The organism is Aliishimia ponticola (assembly GCF_004803475.1).
GTDB lineage: Bacteria > Pseudomonadota > Alphaproteobacteria > Rhodobacterales > Rhodobacteraceae > Aliishimia > Aliishimia ponticola.
In genome coordinates this window covers 606,522-623,205 of the sequence record NZ_SRKY01000003.1, presented here as the reverse complement: position 1 = coordinate 623,205, position 16,684 = coordinate 606,522, and the positions used below count along the sequence as shown (strand labels likewise).

At 61.3% G+C, this 16,684-nt stretch carries 20 protein-coding genes; 11 read left to right on the top strand and 9 right to left on the bottom strand.

Going from position 1 to position 16,684, the window contains the following annotated elements:
- The first annotated feature begins 53 nt into the window (after positions 1-53).
- A complete protein-coding gene (locus tag E4Z66_RS14190) occupies positions 54-1,436 on the top strand; it encodes a mechanosensitive ion channel family protein (RefSeq protein WP_136463666.1) in 1,383 nt (460 codons plus the stop codon).
- Here the strand turns inward: E4Z66_RS14190 and E4Z66_RS14185 are convergent.
- Positions 1,433-1,873 carry a hypothetical protein gene (locus E4Z66_RS14185; protein ID WP_136463665.1) on the bottom strand — a complete coding sequence of 147 codons (441 nt, stop codon included), beginning with the start codon at positions 1,871-1,873 and terminating at the stop codon, positions 1,433-1,435. The two genes, E4Z66_RS14190 and E4Z66_RS14185, sit on opposite strands and share 4 nt — an antisense overlap.
- A 77-nt stretch (positions 1,874-1,950) precedes the next feature.
- Positions 1,951-2,481, bottom strand: coding sequence for a hypothetical protein (locus tag E4Z66_RS14180; protein WP_136463664.1), 531 nt, complete (start codon positions 2,479-2,481; stop codon positions 1,951-1,953).
- Between the two features lie 167 nt (positions 2,482-2,648).
- On the opposite strand from E4Z66_RS14180, the gene rsfS reads away from it, so the two are divergent.
- Positions 2,649-3,113, top strand: coding sequence for a ribosome silencing factor (gene rsfS / locus E4Z66_RS14175; protein ID WP_246036034.1), 465 nt, complete (start codon positions 2,649-2,651; stop codon positions 3,111-3,113).
- Positions 3,114-3,121: 8 nt separating this feature from the next.
- On the top strand, positions 3,122-3,592 hold the full coding sequence (gene rlmH / locus E4Z66_RS14170; RefSeq protein ID WP_136463663.1) for a 23S rRNA (pseudouridine(1915)-N(3))-methyltransferase RlmH: 471 nt from the start codon (positions 3,122-3,124) through the stop codon (positions 3,590-3,592).
- Between the two features lie 126 nt (positions 3,593-3,718).
- Here rlmH and E4Z66_RS14165 read toward each other — a convergent pair whose 3' ends face one another.
- Both E4Z66_RS14165 and E4Z66_RS14160 read right to left on the bottom strand, forming a co-directional pair.
- Entirely contained in the window at positions 3,719-4,066 is a 348-nt protein-coding gene (locus E4Z66_RS14165; RefSeq protein WP_136463662.1) for a hypothetical protein, read from the bottom strand.
- A gap of 55 nt (positions 4,067-4,121) precedes the next feature.
- Complete coding sequence (locus E4Z66_RS14160; protein WP_136463661.1) at positions 4,122-4,532, bottom strand: CopD family protein; 411 nt, start codon at positions 4,530-4,532, stop codon at positions 4,122-4,124.
- 119 nt (positions 4,533-4,651) lie between these two features.
- On the opposite strand from E4Z66_RS14160, the gene E4Z66_RS14155 reads away from it, so the two are divergent.
- The 6 genes from E4Z66_RS14155 (at position 4,652) to E4Z66_RS14130 (ending at position 10,812) form a co-directional block, all read left to right on the top strand.
- The gene (locus E4Z66_RS14155; RefSeq protein ID WP_136463660.1) at positions 4,652-6,091 is read left to right on the top strand and encodes an FAD-linked oxidase C-terminal domain-containing protein; all 1,440 of its coding nucleotides are present in this window, start codon (positions 4,652-4,654) and stop codon (positions 6,089-6,091) included.
- A 38-nt stretch (positions 6,092-6,129) separates the two neighbouring features.
- Positions 6,130-7,215: an FAD-binding protein gene (locus E4Z66_RS14150; RefSeq protein ID WP_211097165.1), complete on the top strand. Its 1,086-nt coding sequence runs from the start codon at positions 6,130-6,132 to the stop codon at positions 7,213-7,215.
- Positions 7,215-8,534: a glycolate oxidase subunit GlcF gene (glcF, locus tag E4Z66_RS14145; protein WP_136463658.1), complete on the top strand. Its 1,320-nt coding sequence runs from the start codon at positions 7,215-7,217 to the stop codon at positions 8,532-8,534. The genes E4Z66_RS14150 and glcF overlap by 1 nt, the downstream gene beginning before the upstream one ends.
- 84 nt (positions 8,535-8,618) lie before the next feature.
- On the top strand, positions 8,619-9,422 hold the full coding sequence (locus E4Z66_RS14140) for a trypsin-like serine peptidase (RefSeq protein WP_246036033.1): 804 nt from the start codon (positions 8,619-8,621) through the stop codon (positions 9,420-9,422).
- The gene (locus E4Z66_RS14135; protein ID WP_136463657.1) at positions 9,422-10,216 is read left to right on the top strand and encodes a trypsin-like serine peptidase; all 795 of its coding nucleotides are present in this window, start codon (positions 9,422-9,424) and stop codon (positions 10,214-10,216) included. Before E4Z66_RS14140 ends, E4Z66_RS14135 begins: the two co-directional genes overlap by 1 nt.
- A 143-nt stretch (positions 10,217-10,359) precedes the next feature.
- Positions 10,360-10,812, top strand: coding sequence for an Hsp20 family protein (locus E4Z66_RS14130; RefSeq protein ID WP_136463656.1), 453 nt, complete (start codon positions 10,360-10,362; stop codon positions 10,810-10,812).
- An 86-nt stretch (positions 10,813-10,898) separates the two neighbouring features.
- On the opposite strand, the gene E4Z66_RS14125 is transcribed toward E4Z66_RS14130, so the two are convergent.
- From E4Z66_RS14125 to E4Z66_RS14115, 3 genes are all read right to left on the bottom strand, one after another.
- The gene (locus tag E4Z66_RS14125; protein ID WP_246036032.1) at positions 10,899-11,681 is read right to left on the bottom strand and encodes a DUF2145 domain-containing protein; all 783 of its coding nucleotides are present in this window, start codon (positions 11,679-11,681) and stop codon (positions 10,899-10,901) included.
- 8 nt (positions 11,682-11,689) lie between these two features.
- Positions 11,690-11,983: a hypothetical protein gene (locus E4Z66_RS14120; RefSeq protein ID WP_136463655.1), complete on the bottom strand. Its 294-nt coding sequence runs from the start codon at positions 11,981-11,983 to the stop codon at positions 11,690-11,692.
- 170 nt (positions 11,984-12,153) lie between these two features.
- Positions 12,154-13,629, bottom strand: a complete 1,476-nt coding sequence (locus E4Z66_RS14115) for an NAD-dependent succinate-semialdehyde dehydrogenase (protein WP_136463654.1) — start codon at positions 13,627-13,629, stop codon at positions 12,154-12,156.
- Between the two features lie 72 nt (positions 13,630-13,701).
- Between E4Z66_RS14115 and E4Z66_RS14110 the strand changes: the two genes are divergently transcribed.
- Positions 13,702-14,484: an alpha/beta hydrolase gene (locus tag E4Z66_RS14110; RefSeq protein ID WP_136463653.1), complete on the top strand. Its 783-nt coding sequence runs from the start codon at positions 13,702-13,704 to the stop codon at positions 14,482-14,484.
- 2 nt (positions 14,485-14,486) lie between these two features.
- Here the strand turns inward: E4Z66_RS14110 and E4Z66_RS14105 are convergent, their stop codons facing one another.
- The gene (locus E4Z66_RS14105; protein WP_136463652.1) at positions 14,487-14,915 is read right to left on the bottom strand and encodes an organic hydroperoxide resistance protein; all 429 of its coding nucleotides are present in this window, start codon (positions 14,913-14,915) and stop codon (positions 14,487-14,489) included.
- A gap of 113 nt (positions 14,916-15,028) precedes the next feature.
- On the opposite strand from E4Z66_RS14105, the gene E4Z66_RS14100 reads away from it, so the two are divergent.
- Positions 15,029-15,490 (top strand): MarR family winged helix-turn-helix transcriptional regulator, encoded by a 462-nt coding sequence (locus E4Z66_RS14100; protein ID WP_136463651.1) that lies wholly within the window; start codon positions 15,029-15,031, stop codon positions 15,488-15,490.
- Positions 15,491-15,505: 15 nt separating this feature from the next.
- Here E4Z66_RS14100 and E4Z66_RS14095 read toward each other — a convergent pair whose 3' ends face one another.
- Entirely contained in the window at positions 15,506-16,633 is a 1,128-nt protein-coding gene (locus E4Z66_RS14095) for a serine/threonine protein kinase (RefSeq protein WP_136463650.1), read from the bottom strand.
- Positions 16,634-16,684: the final 51 nt, after the last annotated feature.

Below are 16,684 nucleotides of genomic sequence, written 5' to 3'. Positions count from 1 at the left end.
CTTGCCCTGTACCCGTCCGCGTGTAACACTTGCCGCAAGGGAGCAGACCGCGAATGGCAAATCACGTCGAGGCGAACGAGGCAGCGCAACAGGAGGTTCCTTCTGTCTCGGAAACGGCTGGGCAAATTCTGGATATCGGGCAATCTTTGGCCGGTCAGGCAGAGGCCTTTCTGACGTCCTTCCTGCGCCCCTGGAATGGCTATCAGGTCCTCATCGCCATCAGTGTCTGGGTACTGGCCCACCTGCTGCGCGCCGCGTTCGGTCCGCGCATTCGCGCGTGGATGGCCAGCCGTGAGGGATGGCCCACATGGCGCATGCGCGTGCTGGTTGTCATCCATCAACGGCTGATGCCGATCTTCTTCGTCTTGATGATCTGGATCGTCCTGCTGGTCATGCGCGAGCTGACATGGCCGTCACGGTCTTACCTGATCGGGGTTATCGCGACGCTTGCAACAGCGTGGCTGATGGTCGTCTTCCTGACGCGGCTGATCCGGTCACGCGCGCTGCGCATGACGGTGCGCTATGCCGCGTGGGTCTATGTGACGCTTTATGTGCTGGGGCTGCTGGACGAGGCGATTTCCATCCTCGATGCGGCGGCGATCTCCATCGGGTCGTTCCGGCTGTCATTGCTGCTGGTGGTGCAGGGGATTGTCATTATCGGTGCTCTGCTGGCGCTGGCGCGTTTCGTGACGCAATCGACATCCAGCCGGGTGCAGGCCAACGAAGAGATCAGCCCGTCGATGCGGGTGCTGATCGTCAAGGTCGTGCAGGTCGTGTTCTATGCGCTGGCCTTTTTCATCGGCGTGCGCGCCATCGGGATCGACCTGACGGGGCTGGCGGTCCTGTCCGGTGCGATCGGCGTGGGCTTGGGCTTTGGCCTGCAAAAGGTGGTGTCGAACCTTGTGTCCGGCGTGATCATCCTGCTGGACAAGTCGATCAAGCCGGGCGACGTGATTAGTCTGGGCGAGACCTTCGGCTGGATTCAGACTTTGGGTGCGCGCTATGCCTCTGTCGTGACTCGCGACGGCAAGGAGTACCTGATCCCGAACGAAGATCTGATCACGGGCCAGGTGGTCAACTGGTCACATACCAACGATTTCGTCCGGCTCGATATCCATTTCGGCACGTCTTATGGCGATGATCCGCACAAGGTACGCGCACTGGCCATCGAGGCAGCCCAAAGCGTGGACCGGGTGCTGACCCACCGTCCACCCGTCTGTCATATCGTGGGGTTCGGCGATAGCAGCGTCGACTATATCCTGCGTTTCTGGATCACGGACCCGACCGGCGGCCTGACCAACATTCGCGGAAATGTGTTTCTGGCCCTTTGGGACACATTTCAAGAGAACGGCATTTCCATTCCCTTCCCTCAGAGGGAAGTGCGAATGCTGGGCAAAACCACCCCCGAATCTGGGGCTGAATTCGTGGGCGACTAACTGCGGGCGCCTTCCAGGAAATTGCCGCGCGCCAACAGGTCGGCGATACTTTCATGGGATTGGCCAGCCGCATCCAGCGCGGCGCGTTCATCGCGGAAGATTTTCACAACGATACCATCGGTGATTTCTGCAAGCTGCTGGAACATCCGGGCCATGCCGTAAGAGCCGTCGCTAGGCGCCCAGACGATTGTCGGCGTATGGACGATTTCACCGGGAACCTGCCGGTTCACGGTCTGGATCAGTCCGCGCGTTGCGGCGAAATCGATATCGAACCGCTTGATTTGTGACAGGTCGATCAGTTCTGGCCGCCCCGGGCGGTAATTTGGATCGCCAAGATAGTTCATGAAATTCACACGGACGGCGCTGTCATCGACGACCCCCCACCACCGGGCGAACACCAGATCGAGATCAAGGGATGTGAAAAACTCAATGGGCAAGACGGACTCCACATAGGCAGATGATTCGCGGTTTGCGAGCATTCGCGGTGCGTAAATCTACCATCAGTTGATTGAGGTCAATCGTCATGGCGCGACGGATAAAGACGGGTGTCATCGCGCGCCTCGATAGCGGCAGAGACCGCCTTGCGGCTGCCGTCCAGCGTCAGCGTCGTGACCGTTCCGCCCGCATTTAGACGCCATTCGCTGGCCGCCATGAAGGATTCCAGATCGCCGGGGGCGATGCGGAAGGAATAGGTGACAGTCTCGCCATCGGGAATCGGTTGCGCCAGAAGCTGGTCGCCGGAAATTTCGCGGGTCAGAACCGTGCCATTGGCGATCACAAGCGTTGATGTCAGACGTTCTGCCGCTGTGGTGCCGGGCAAATTGACAGATACCAGCGCACCCTGCGCGTCCGTTCCAAGCACCAGCAGGGCAAATCGACCATCGCTTTGCAGCAGCGCCGCCGCATTCTGGTCGGGCCTGTCCGGCGCGAAGAAGGGGCTGTCATCGCTGACGATGTGCCATACGTCCCGCACCCAACCCTCTGCGAAGGTGGGGCCGGTGATAAGATAGGCCATCAGGCTCAGCCAGCGTAGCTGCAGTCCCATTCGGGTTCTCCCAGGTCCGGGCGGACTGTAGAATCAGGAAGCAGCGCAACGCAAGCATATGGGGATTGGCAGGGCGAACCTGTTACATTATGTGCACCCGGTGCTGCGCGACTGCGCAGAACGTCGGTTTCATTGAAATTTCATGCTGGCGTTGTTAACATTGTATCATGCTGGCACCGGGCGTCGGTGCATCTGAAAAGGAGGACTTCGTCCTGTCATTTCACACTGATGCGGTTATGGCCGCTGAAGACCGGGCCAAGGGCGGCACCCTGGCCCAAGACGGCACCCCTGAGACGGTGACATCCACGTCCCTGCTGGAAGCCATTCTTTCCTCGCTTTCTGACGACAAGGCCGAAGATATCGTGCAGATCGATCTGCGCGGCAAAACGGCTATGGCCGATTACATGGTCATCTGCTCGGGGCGATCCTCGCGGCAGGTCGCGGCGATCTCGGACAAGCTGTCGGAACGCCTGAAGGCGCGGTTCGGCATTTCCATCCGGAGCGAAGGCAAGGAAACCGGCGATTGGGTGCTGATCGATACCGGCGACGTGATTGTGCATGTCTTCCGCCCCGAAGTGCGGGAGTTCTATCAGTTGGAAAAGATGTGGCAGCCTGCGGCAGCCGCCAACTGATCTGAACCATGCGCCTGCACGTGATTGCGGTCGGCCGCCAGAAGGCGGGGCCCGAAGCCGATTTGGTGGAGGATTACCTCGCGCGGTTCGACAAGACTGGACGCGCTTTGGGCCTTGGGCCTGTGGCGCTTCGTGAGGTCGAGGACCGAAAGGGCGGCGGCATGGCGGCCGAAGCGGAATTGCTGCGCAAAGCCATCCCGGACGGGGCGCGGCTGGCGATTCTTGATGAGCGCGGACGCATCGAAACGTCCCCCGATTTTGCAAACCGACTGGCGCGCTGGCGCGATGATGGCGTCCGCGATCTGGCGCTGATCATTGGCGGTGCGGACGGGATCGACCCGGCCTTGCGCGCTGACGCGGATTTCGCGCTGAGTTTTGGAAAGATGGTCTGGCCACATATGCTGGTGCGGGTGATGCTGTCAGAGCAGCTTTACCGTGCGGCCAGCATTCTGGCGGGCAGTCCTTACCACCGGGTCTGATCCAGCGGTGCGGGCCGATTGGCCCGCAAGTCAATCTGGCGCGGCCGGGGGCCGCGCGGCAGCGGGGGCTTTGCCCCCCTCCCTTCGGGAGTCCCCCAAAGTATTTGGAACAGGCGAAAGGCGCTGTCAGGGCAAGGTGAAGGGGATTTTCTGTCCTGACCAGCCGTCCTTGTTGTCGCGCGCTTCGATGAGGACTTGCGCTGTGCCATCCGGGATCGTGATGCCGGACAGGGAGCGGGTGAAGGGCTGTTCATTCACGTGTGGGTGGAACAGTTCACGGTAGCCCAGTTCATTGCCCTGCATGTCGAGCACGCGCCAACCGTCAGCATAGTGGTCCCTGCCGGTATCGGGATGGGAAAGGGTCACGTCGAACCGCCACGTCGCCCCGTTTTTCGTCGCGGTGACGTTTTCGATCACGGGGGCATCGGCGAAGGCGGGGCCAAGAAACAGGCAGAAGGCGGCAACATATTTCATGGCAGCAGGCTAGCCGGGTGCCCTCGCGGAGGCGAGAGGGGCCACGCATTCGTGATCAGAACGGTTTGAACACCACCACGATCAGAATGGCGATCGTGCCCAGCACGCTTACTTCATTGAAGATGCGCAGGAACAGGTCGCTTTCGGTGAACACCCCTTTGCGGGCCCGCAGGACCAGCCGTCCTGTCCAGCCGTAATGCGCCGCCAGCGCGACGACGAGCGCGATTTTCAGATGGGTCCAGGCGGGCCAGCCCCACAGATGCGCAAGCCAGAGGCCGGTCACGATCGCGATCACGCCAAGGCCGAGCGAGAAGCGGTAGATGCGGATCGTCAGGTCGCCGGTCGGCCCGAACTGCCCGGTTTGCGCGTATTCACGCTTCCAGAAGATCACGGCGCGCGGCACGGCGAAAATGCCGGTCATCCAGCCCATGACGCACAGCAGATGTACAACCTTGATCCAATCCATGGCCGAGTGGTGAACGATCCGGGGCGGCGGTGCAAGCGGCATTGCTGTCGCACTTGCTCCATTTGCGAAAAATTGGTAAGGAAAAATTACCAATAGGGAGCCAGCAGGGAGGTTGCCACATGCAGATGCCCCAGCCCGACGCCGAAATCATCGCGCGCAAGCCGCGCGTTCTTGCGCGTTTGCAAGAGGTTTTGCCGCCTGACGCCGTCATTTCGGAAGAGGCGGAGACTCGCGCCTATGAGTGCGATGCGCTGACAGCCTATCGCTGCCCGCCGATGATCGCTGTGCTGCCGTCGAGCACGCAGGAAGTGTCGGATGTTCTGCGCATTTGCCATGAGGAGGGCGTGCCCGTGGTGCCGCGCGGATCTGGCACATCGCTTGCGGGTGGGGCCTTGCCGACGGCCGATTGCGTAATTCTTGGTGTGGCGCGGATGAATGAGGTGTTGGAAGTCGACTATCCAAACCGCGTGATCCGGGTGCAGACTGGCCGCACGAACCTAAGCGTGACTGGCGCGGTTGAGGCGGATGGTTTTTTTTACGCCCCGGACCCGTCCTCGCAGCTTGCCTGTGCGATTGCGGGTAATGTGGCGATGAATTCGGGTGGCGCGCATTGCCTGAAATACGGGGTCACGACGAACAACCTGCTGGGTGTGACGATGGTGCAGATGGATGGCACCGTCGTGGAACTGGGCGGCGCGTATCTGGATGCGGGCGGGATCGATCTGTTGGGGGTTATCTGCGGCTCGGAGGGGCAGCTTGGCGTCGTGACCGAAGCGACGCTGCGCATCTTGCACAAGCCAGAGGGCGCTTTGCCCGTATTGATGGGGTTTGACAGTGCCGAGGTCGCGGGGGCCTGTGTCGCTGACATCATCAAGGCCGGTGTCTTGCCGGTTGCGATTGAATTCATGGACCGCATGTTGATCGAAGTCTGCGAAGATTTCGCCAAGGCGGGTTATCCGCAATGCGAGGCGCTGTTGATCGTTGAGGTCGAAGGCGCACCAAGCGAGATCGCGCATCAGCTTTCCCTGATCAAGAAGATCGCCGAGCGGCATGACCCTGTCGCTATGCAAGAAGCCGAAAGCGCCGATCAGGCGGCGCGTATCTGGGCTGGGCGCAAGGCGGCGTTCTCGGCGATCGGGCGGGTCAACGACTACATGTGTCTCGATGGGACGATCCCGGTGAGTGAGCTTCCCTACGTGCTGCGCCGCATCGGCGAGATGTCCAAGCAATACGGGCTTGCGGTGGGCAATGTGTTTCATGCGGGCGACGGCAATATGCATCCGCTGATTTGCTATGATGCCAACAAGCCGGGCGATCTGGAAATCTGCGAGGAAATGGGCGCGGAAATCCTCAAGCTTTGTGTCGAGGTCGGCGGTTGCCTGACGGGGGAACACGGTGTCGGCATCGAAAAGCGTGACCTGATGAGCCACCAATACGCCCCGGCCGATCTGGAAGCGCAGATGGCGGTGAAGGATGTATTCGATCCGGCGTGGCTGCTGAACCCGGCCAAGGTATTCCCGCTGGATGCCAGCGACACACGACGCATGGCCGCAGAATAATCGCGCGACCGCGAAACCTATCGGAAGACAAGAGAATGATCAGACCGGAAGCAGAGGCCGAGTTGGCCGAAGTGATCGCTGCGGCGGAGGGGCCTTTGGCGATACAGGGGGGCGGCACGCGCGGCGTGGCCCTGGACGGGGCCGCGCTCAGCACTGCCGGGCTGTCGGGCGTCACGCTTTATGAGCCGGGGGCACTGACGCTGGTGGCGCAGGCCGGCACCCCCGTGGCTGAGATAGAGCGTGTCCTCGAAGGCGAAGGCCAGCGCCTGGCCTTCGAGCCGATGGATCACCGCGCGCTGCTGGGAACCACGGGCGATCCGACCATTGGCGGTGTAATCGCGGCAAATGTCTCTGGCCCCCGTCGGGTGCAGGTCGGTGCAGCGCGGGATTTCGCGCTGGGCGTGCGTTATGTGGACGGAACCGGGCAGGTCATCAAGAATGGTGGCCGGGTGATGAAGAACGTGACCGGCTATGATCTGGTCAAGCTGCTGTCCGGCTCGTGGGGCAGTCTGGGCGTTCTTAGCGAAGTCAGCCTGAAGGTTTTGCCGGTGCCGGAAACCGAAGCGACCCTGACCCTTTCCGTGGCATCGCCCGAAACAGCCGTGGCGGCAATGTCGGCCGCCTTTGGATCGCCTTATGATGTCACGGGGGCGGCGTGGGCGCAGGGTGCTGTTTCTATCCGGCTTGAAGGGTTCGCCCCAAGCCTTGCCTACCGGGCAGAGCGTCTAACCCAAGCACTTGCGACCTATGGGGAAATTACGCTTCTGGAGGCCGAAGACAGCGCCGCCAGATGGGCCGAAATTCGCGACGTTGAGGCCTTTGCAAACATGCAAGGCGACGTGTGGCGCGTAAGCGTCAAACCATCGGACGGGCCAGCTGTCATCGCGGCGGCCGGGCAGGGCACCGCGATGCTGGACTGGGGCGGCGGTCTGGTCTGGCTTTGCCTTCCCGAAGGCACAGATCTGCGCGCGGCATTGACCGGCATTGCGGGCCATGCGCAGCTTGTACGCGGGCGCGGCTTCCCCCGGTTCCAGCCAGAGCCGCCCGAGGTTGCAGCGCTTAGCACCGCGTTGCGCGCGAAGTTCGACCCAAGGGGAATACTCAATCCGGGGGTGATGGGCTGATGCAGACGACATTTACAGACGCGCAGTTGAAAGACCCGCAGATCGCGCGCTCGAACGAGATTTTGCGAAACTGCGTCCACTGCGGATTTTGCACGGCCACTTGCCCGACCTATCAGGTGCTGGGCGACGAACTCGATAGCCCGCGCGGACGTATCTACCTGATCAAGGACATGTTGGAGAACGACCGCGACCCGGACCCGAAAACGGTGCAGCATGTGGATCGCTGCCTCAGCTGTCTGGCCTGCATGACGACCTGCCCATCCGGCGTGCATTACATGCATCTGGTCGACCACGCGCGCGAATATATCGAAGCGCGCTACAAGCGGCCATTCACCGACCGTGCCTTGCGCTGGGTTCTGGCGCGTATCCTGCCCTATCCGATGCGGTTCCGCGTGGCGCTGTTGCTGGCGAAAATCGGCAAGCCTTTTGCGCCGCTCATTCCTGACGCGCGACTGCGGGCCATGCTGGCGATGGCCCCGAAGCACATCCCGCCGGTGTCGCGCAATGATGACCCCCAGACCTTTTCAACCCCTGCGCCCAAGATGCGCGTGGCATTGATGACGGGCTGCGCGCAAAAGGCGCTGAACACCGATATCAACGATGCGACGATCCGTCTGCTGACCCGCTTCGGGGCAGAGGTCGTGGTGGCGCAAGGTGCGGGCTGCTGCGGGGCGCTGACCCACCACATGGGCAAGACCGATGAAAGCCACCGCGCGGCAGAACAGAACATCCGTGCCTGGGTGGCCGAGATGGACGGCGCGGGGCTGGATGCCATCGTGATCAACACCTCGGGCTGCGGCACCACGGTCAAGGATTATGGCCACATGTTCCGCGGCACGGCGCTTGCCGACGATGCCGCGCGCGTCTCTGCCATCGCGATGGATGTGAGCGAGCTTGCTATGCGGCTGGATCTGCCGGATGGCGCGGAAAAGGGCATCACAGTCGCCTATCATGCCGCCTGCTCCTTGCAGCACGGCCAGCAGATCAAGACCTTCCCGAAAGACCTGCTGAAACAGGCGGGTTTCACCGTGGTCGAACCTGCGGACAGCCATCTTTGTTGCGGGTCGGCAGGCACTTACAACATGATGCAGCCGGAAATTTCCGGCAAGCTGAAGGCGCGGAAGGTCCGCACGCTCGAGGCGAAATCCCCGGACATCATCGCGGCGGGAAATATCGGCTGTATGATGCAGATCGGCTCCGCCACACAGGTGCCTATCGTGCATACGGTCGAACTGCTTGATTGGGCCACCGGCGGACCCAAGCCGCCTGCCTTGCAGGAGGACGTAAAACCAGAGGTTGAAATCCCGCGCCTTCGCTGATTTTCATTGTCCATGCCCCATTTTCGCCTCAACTCGACGCTAACCAGAGGCAGGGGATAGGAGATGAAACTCTTGCGTCGATGGATGTCCATTTCGTTCATGGTCCTTGTCGTGACCAGCGCTGCGTTCGCGCAGGACGCGCGGTTGCGGCGTTTGGAGACGATGAACGAAGGCCGCGTCTGGGAGGCTGTCGGTCGTCTGGACATCGGCGGCACCGGGTTCTGCACCGGCGCGCTTATCAGCCCGAAACTGGTGCTGACCGCTGCGCATTGCCTGTTTGACAAGGCCAGCGGCGTACGGCTGGACCATGAGAAAATCGAATTCCGCGCCGGTTGGCGCAATGGCCGTGCTTCTGCCACGCGCGAGGTGCGACGCGCCGTCGTGCATCCGCAATATGACTATTCCTCGGATTTGACACCGGACCGGGTGCGCAACGATCTGGCCCTGCTGGAATTGCGCTGGCCGATCCGAAATGGGGTGATCCGCCCCTTCGCGACAGGCGCAAGCCCGACGAAAGGCGACAATGTCGGGGTCGTGTCCTATGCCAAGGACCGGTCCGAGGCGCCAAGCCTGCAAGAAGTCTGCACCGTGCTGGCCCGGCAGGAGGGCGTTCTGGTCACAACCTGCACCGTGGATTTCGGCAGCTCTGGCGCGCCGATCTTCGCCTTTGAAGACGGGCAGGTGCATATCGTGTCTGTTGTTTCCGCAAAGGCTGAAGCCGAAGGACAGCCAGTGTCTTTGGGCACATCGCTTTCCACGCAGTTGCGCGACCTCGAAGAGGAAATGGAAGCCGGGGCCGGTTTCCTGCCGACGACCGGGCAGACGCGCCCGCGCGTCCTTGTGGGCGAGCCGCGCCGCGATACTGGTGCGAAATTCGTGCGTCCGTGATGCGGTGGTTGCTGCTGATATTATGGTTAATCCCCGGGCTCGCCAGCGCGGAAACGTCCAAACTGCGCTCGCTTGACCGCGATTACCAGGCCCAGGGCTGGGAGGCGGTCGGACGGCTCGACATGCAGAATGGCGGCTTCTGCTCTGGCACCTTGATCGCGCCCGATCTGGTCTTGTCGGCGGCGCATTGCGTGTATGACCGGGCCAACCAGCTTCGCAAGCCGGAGCAGATGACCTTCAACGCCGGTCTGCGCAATGGCACCGCCGCCGCAACGCGCCCGGTCGCAAAGATCGCCGCGCATCCCGATTACGATCCCAATGCCACCATGACCTTGCAGAATGTGCGCCATGATCTTGCGCTTCTGCAACTGGCTGAGCCGATCCCAACCCACGAAATCGACCCGTTCGTGCTGCATGGCGAGGCGGTCAGGAACGGGCAGGTCAGCGTTGTGTCCTATGGTCGTGGCCGCGAGGATATTCAATCGCGCCAGAACGCCTGTAACCTGCTCGACCGGCATCAAAACGTGCTGATGTTCGATTGCGATGTGACGTTCGGATCGTCCGGCGCGCCTGTTTTCAGCCATCTGAACGGACGCGGCCGCATCCTGTCGGTGATTTCTGGCGGGGGGCGTTGGAATGGCGGGCAGGTCGCGCTTGGCCCGCATCTTCCGCCCTTGGTGGATCGCCTCAAGCGTGATTTGCGCAGCCAGCAACGTGGCCCCGCCGCCCGGATCAAACGGATCGGCATTGGTGGGCAGCGCGCCAGCGGGGCGAAATTCGTCAAGGTCAACTGACCCGCGCAAGCTCTTGAAACCGCGAAAGGCCTTCCCATATCGAAGGTGTTCGGAGCGCCGCAACAGGGCTCCGGGCGTTAAACGCCGGGCTCGTCCATATCGGAGAGCCCATGACTTGGTATCGCTTTGAAAAGGATAACCTCATGCGAAGCTTTGATCTTGCTCCCCTGTATCGTGCCAGTGTTGGCTTTGACCAAATCGCAGACATGATGGACCGCGTGCTGTCCAGCGACGTGTCGCAACCGACCTATCCGCCTTATAACATCGAGAAAACCAGCGATGACGCTTACCGTATCTCGGTGGCTGTTGCCGGGTTTTCGGACGCGGATCTGACCGTCGAGGTCAAGGAAAACGCGCTGATCGTGGCTGCGCGCAAAGCCGATGAAGGGCAGGAACGTGTCTACCTGCATCGCGGTATTGCGACCCGCGCTTTTGAGCGTCGTTTCCAGCTTGCCGATCATGTCCATGTGACCGGCGCCACCCACGAGGATGGGATGCTGCATATCGACCTCAAGCGCGAAGTGCCCGAAGCGCTCAAGCCGCGCCGCATCGAAATTGCGACTGGTACGAAGGCAATTGAATCGCAGGTCAACTAAGCCCGCGATCCTGACTGCAAAGGCCCGGAGGAAACTCCGGGCCTTTTTCGTTTGAGCGGCTGCAAGATGCCCTTCGCTGCCCGGCGTTAAGGTGTCAGCCGGAACACGGACTGCGCAAGATCGTGCTTTTGCATGAACCCGGCAATGCTGCCAAAGGTTGCCGTCGCTACCGAGGCCCCGTGATCCTGCGTAGTGAGCGCGGCGGAGGTCAGGCTGGCAAACCCCCGTTTCAAACCGCCCAGCGGGATCGGCTGCGGCGTGAAATGCGCGGCGATATTGGCCTTGATCTGGTCCGGGCCCCGCACCCCGTATAGCGCCGCCATGAGCACATCAAGCGTGTGTTCCGTGCAGTTCTGAAACTGCCGGGATGCCGGGTTCGCCAGTACCGAATAGCGGGGATTATGCAGCGCGGCATAGGTGGGGCTGGCAATGGTCTGCGCGAGCTTACGTTGCAAACGCCGATCAGGAATGATGATCCCCGCCTCAAGCCGCTTTGCGCCCGCAAGGAAATCGGCCGGGCTGTCCTGTACCAGGGTGCTCCGCGCGGCGTTTTCGGCCGTCTGGTACAGGTTGAACACCCGGTAGCCTTTGCCGCGCTGCCCATCTTGGGTCTGTATGTCGGAATACACCCAATAGGCCACATGGGTATAGCGCACGCCCTTGGGCAAAACGCTGGGGTCGCGGCCCATGCGCGCGACAATCGCCACCTGCGTCCCGCGCCGGGCCAGTTCCTGCTGCACCTGATCGGCAAAGCGCGCGACCTTTGCAGGTGGCAGCACGGGTTTGGTCGCCTCGCTGCTGCCGGCCATAAGGATGCCCGGCAGAGCGGTCAGGATCAAAAGCCCGACAAGAAGCCAAAAACGTCTCAAGGCGCACCTCAATCCAATGTGGGCACAGGCATCGGCGCGACGGTCGGTTTCGGCAGGCTGCGCGCCATGCTTTGCCCACTTTCGGCCAACGCCGCGCCAGACACCACCAATGCCGAACCGGTCACGATGAGCGGCGTCGCAACGACGACTGACGCGCCTGTAGCAACGCTTGCAGCGCTGTGGCTGGCGGCTGCACCGGAGTGCTGGCTGGCTTGCTGGCTATGTTGTCCGCTGGGGCCAGCCAGTGCCGCGACGGGGCTGAGCAGGGCGATGGATAGAGCAATTGCTTTCATGAAACGCATGGAAACCTCCTTATTGAACATTGTTCATCTCAGGTGGGGAGGGTGCCGCACTGTTTCAATGAAATTCGTGAACAGCGTTCAGGAAAATTGCCTAAGATATTGATTCGGAATAAAAGAAACCCCGCCGGAGCAGTCCGGCGGGGCGTTTAATCAGTTTGGGTGCGTTGGTGTCAGACGCTCATACAGACGTATTTCATCTCAAGGTAGTCTTCGATCCCGTGATGCGATCCCTCGCGGCCAAGGCCGGATTGCTTCACGCCGCCGAAGGGGCCGACCTCAGTCGAGATGATGCCGGTATTGATCCCGACGATGCCATATTCCAGCGCCTCGGCCACTTTATAGACGCGGCTAAGATCCTTGGCGTAGAAATAGCTCGCCAGACCAAAGATCGTGTCATTGGCCATCGCGATTACGTCGTCTTCGGTGTCGAATTTGAACAGCGGTGCCAGTGGGCCGAAGGTTTCTTCCTTCGCGACTTTCATATCTTGCGTCACGCCCGTGAGGATCGCAGGGGCAAAGAAGTTGCCGTCCATCTTCTGCTCGGCCGATCCCAGAAGCACGCTCGCGCCCTTGTCGGTGGCGTCCTTGATATGTTCGGTCACTTTCTCGGAAGCGGCGCTGTTGATCAGCGGCCCAAGGTCGGTGCCTTCTTCAAGGCCATCCCCGACTTTCATCTCGCTCACGCGCTTGTGCAGCTTTTCGGCGAAAGCATCATAGACACCCGCCTGCACATAAATCCGGTTGGCACAGACGCAGGTCTGACCGTTATTGCGGAACTTGCACAGGATCGCGCCTTCGACGGCGGCGTCCAGATCGGCGTCATCGAAGACGATAAAGGGCGCATTGCCGCCCAGTTCCATCGAACATTTCATGACCTGATCGGCAGCTTGCTTCAGCAAGATACGCCCGACTTCGGTCGATCCGGTGAAGGTCAGTTTGCGCACCGCGGGGTTTTCGCAGAATTCCTTGCCGACTTCAGAGGACGAAGACGACGTGACGACATTGAACACGCCTGCCGGTATCCCGGCCCGTTCCGCCAGAACACCCATCACAATGGCCGAGAGCGGCGTTTCCGCAGCGGGGCGCGCCACGAAGGCACAGCCCGCAGCCAGCGCCGGTCCCGCCTTGCGGGTAATCATCGCATTGGGGAAGTTCCAAGGTGTAATCGAGGCTGCAACCCCGATGGGCTGTTTCCAGACCTGAATACGCTTGTCGCGCTGATGGCCGGGGATCGTTTCGCCGTAAACGCGCTTGGCCTCTTCGCCGAAAAACTCGATGAAGCTGGCGCCATAGGCGATCTCGCCCTTGGCTTCGGCCAGCGGTTTGCCCTGTTCGGCAGTCAGGATCGTTCCAAGGTCATCCTGATGTTCCATCATCAGATCGAACCACTTGCGCAGCACGGCGGCGCGTTCCTTGCCTGTCCACTTGGCCCAGTCCTTCTGCGCCGTTTCGGCGGCGGCGATGGCTTCGGCCACTTGTGCGCGGCTCAGATCGGCGACTTGCGCGATCACATCGCCACGGGCCGGGTTCATCACATCGAAGGTGCCATCTGCCCCATCGGTCCAGGCCCCGTTTACATAGGCGCGCGTCTCAAGCAGGCTGGGGTCTTTGAGAAGGCTGCGCAGATCGGTTGCGGCGTCGAGCATGGTCTTCCTCCCATCGGTTTGCGTGTCTCTTTGAAATAGGGTCTTGTGCCGATTGTCTAGAGGGAGAGCGAGATGGCCAAGCTGGATGATGCCTATGCAAACAGCGCCTATATCGACGGGGCGGAAGCCTATCCTGGGCGCTGGGCTGCGGCGGCCGAAGCGTATCGCGCCGCGTTGGCGGATCGCGCCACGCTCGGCGTCAGCTATGGTCCGTCAGAGCGGCAAGCCTTCGACGTGTTTTTGCCAGAGGATGCGCCAGACGGGGTCTGCATGTTCGTGCATGGCGGCTATTGGCTGAAATTCGACCGGTCCTATTGGTCCCATCTGGCGGCAGGGGCAAATGCGCGCGGTTGGGCTGTTGTGATGCCCTCTTACGACCTCGCGCCGCAGGTGCCGATTGCAGAGATTACCCAGCAAATCGCGTGCGCCGTTCTGGCCATGGCAGAGCGCTTCGAGGGGCCAATCACCCTGACCGGTCACTCCGCTGGCGGTCATCTGGTCGCGCGGATGCTGGCGCCGGGGCTGCTGCCGGAAAATGTGGTCGCCCGGATCAAGCGGGTTGTGCCGATCTCGCCCGTGGCGGACTTGCGACCGTTGCTTAAGACATCGATGAACGAAGATTTCGGGCTTGATCCTGCGGGGGCCGAGGCGGAAAGCCCGGTTCTGCAACCTGCGCCATCGGTGCCCGTATCCGTCTGGGTCGGCGGGCAGGAACGTCCAGCCTTTCTGGATCAGGCCCGTTGGTTGGCCCAAGCGTGGGGTGCCGAACATGTGGAAGTGCCGGGCAAGCACCATTTCGACGTGATCGATGCGCTGGCCTATCCGGCCAGCGATCTTGTTGCGCGCCTGACCTGAGGTCAGACCAGTTCCGGCGAAATGCTCAGGCTGCCGCGCGTCGCGTCGGAATAGGGGCAGACATGGTGGCCGCCCTTGATCAGGTCTTGGGCCGTCTCTTCATCGAGCCCGGGCAGCGACACCTTGATTTTCACGTCGATCCCGAACCCGCCGTCTTCGCGCGGACCGATGCCGGTTTCGACCGTCACCTTGGTATCTTCGGGCACCGCGACCTTCTTCTGGCCCGCGTAGAACCGCAGCGCGCCCATGAAACACGCCGCATAGCCAAGCGAGAACAGCTTTTCGGGGTTCAGCGCATCACCGCCGGGGCCGCCCATTTCTTTCGGAACGGCCAGGTCGGTGCCATAGCTGCCATCGTCAAGCGCGGTGTGGCCATCGCGACCGCCGCCCGTTGCAGTGGCGCTGGTGGAGTAGACGATCTTGCTGAGCATTGTGACTTCCTTTGCATCGTGCAGGTTTATATCGTGTGCGATATAAATGGCATTTCCGAGGCAATCGTCAAGATGGGCTTGCGATAAAATCGCGCACGACTATTTCATGTCGTATGAATGATCCTGACACGACCCAGACCCATCGCGATGCGCTGGACGCGTTGCTGTGCTTTGATGTCTACGCTGCGCATCAGGCGTTCGGGCGGCTGTATAAGCCGTTTCTGACGCCAATCGGGCTGACATACCCGCAATATCTGGTGATCCTGCTGCTTGACGCTGCGCGCCTGATGTCTGTGGGCGATGTCGGCACTGCAATCGGCTTGGCGAGCAACACGCTGACGCCGCTGCTCAAGCGGATGGAGCAGGCAGGTTTGATCCAGCGACTGCGCGATACCAAGGATGAAAGACGGGTGCTGCTGCGTCTGACGGACAAGGGCGTGGAAGCGCAAAAGGCGGCACGAGAGGTTCCGCGCTGCATGGCCAGGGCCGGGAAGTTCGACCCGGCCAAAATCCGTGACCTGCAAGAGCAGCTGCGCGATCTCACCCGGCAACTGGATGCCGCGCAGCGCCCTTGAATTGGCCGTCCGGCGTCAGGGCTGGTTGGGGAAGTAATCCTCGCAATCGCCATCGCGATACACATCAGCGGTGCAACAATGCAGCCCGCCGCCAAAGGCATAGGCATCACGCAGGTCGACTTCGACCACCTCCATGCCCAGCTTGTCCATCTGTTCGGCCTGATAAACCTCGGACTTCTCGACGCAGACTGTTTTCGGGTCCAGCACCAGCACATTCATGCTGAGCCATGTGGAGGAATAGCACAGCGGCGGCGGGGCATTGTGTGCAGGTTGCGCCGCATCGACGATTTCCCAACCATTCTTTTCGAATATGCCGCGCTGATCCTCCGGCAGACGGCGTTGCGGGTTGTTCAGGATCAGGCCGGGGCGCAGCGGCGTGAAGGTCGCATCAATGTGGATCGGGTAGGGATCACCGGGGAAGTTGACCGTATGCACCCGGTGATCCGGGAAGTGGCGGCGCAGCCATTCGATCCCCTTGAGGTTCGTCGTAAAGCCGTGCTGCACGACCAGATCGCGCCCAAATCGCAGCACATCGGCGGCGTCGAACAACGGCTCTTCCTCGGTCGTGACAAAGAACTTCTCCGCCGCCCATTGCAGGCGCTTTTCCACGCCAATTTTCTCGGACAGATAGTCGGGGTGATAATCCGCATCCGTCAGGCGCGGCTTGGGCGCGGCCTCATGACGAAAATTCGGGTCTTCGTCCCAATAGCGCTGCATGAGCGGGCGATAGTTCAGATATTCAAACCAACGGCAGCGGTAGGACATGGTCGCTTCGAGGATCTCATGCCCCACCGTCAGCAGCACGTCGCGAGGCGGCATACAGCCGAATTGACTGTCGGTGTGGAAATCGGGCGTCGTGACGGGTTTGGAATGATCAATGCTGTCGGGGCGATCCACCCGGATACCGCGTGCTTTCAGTTGGTTGGCGAACTGGTCCAGCAGTTCGTTGGCCCGATCAATGGTTTCCTGTGGGCGCCGGCCCCATTGGCCGCGCATGTCGGAATCCTCGGGCACCTTGGCGTCCAGCGCGGGTTCTTCGGGCGGGATATGACAATCATCGGCGCGGCCCACGATCACGTGGCGCAGCCTATCCCATTCATTCCAGCTTTTGACTTGCGTTTTTTCTGGCGACCAATCCGACATGGCGCGTCTCCCGGCTTTGGGAGAAGGGGCGGGCCTCCAATCTCCCGATTG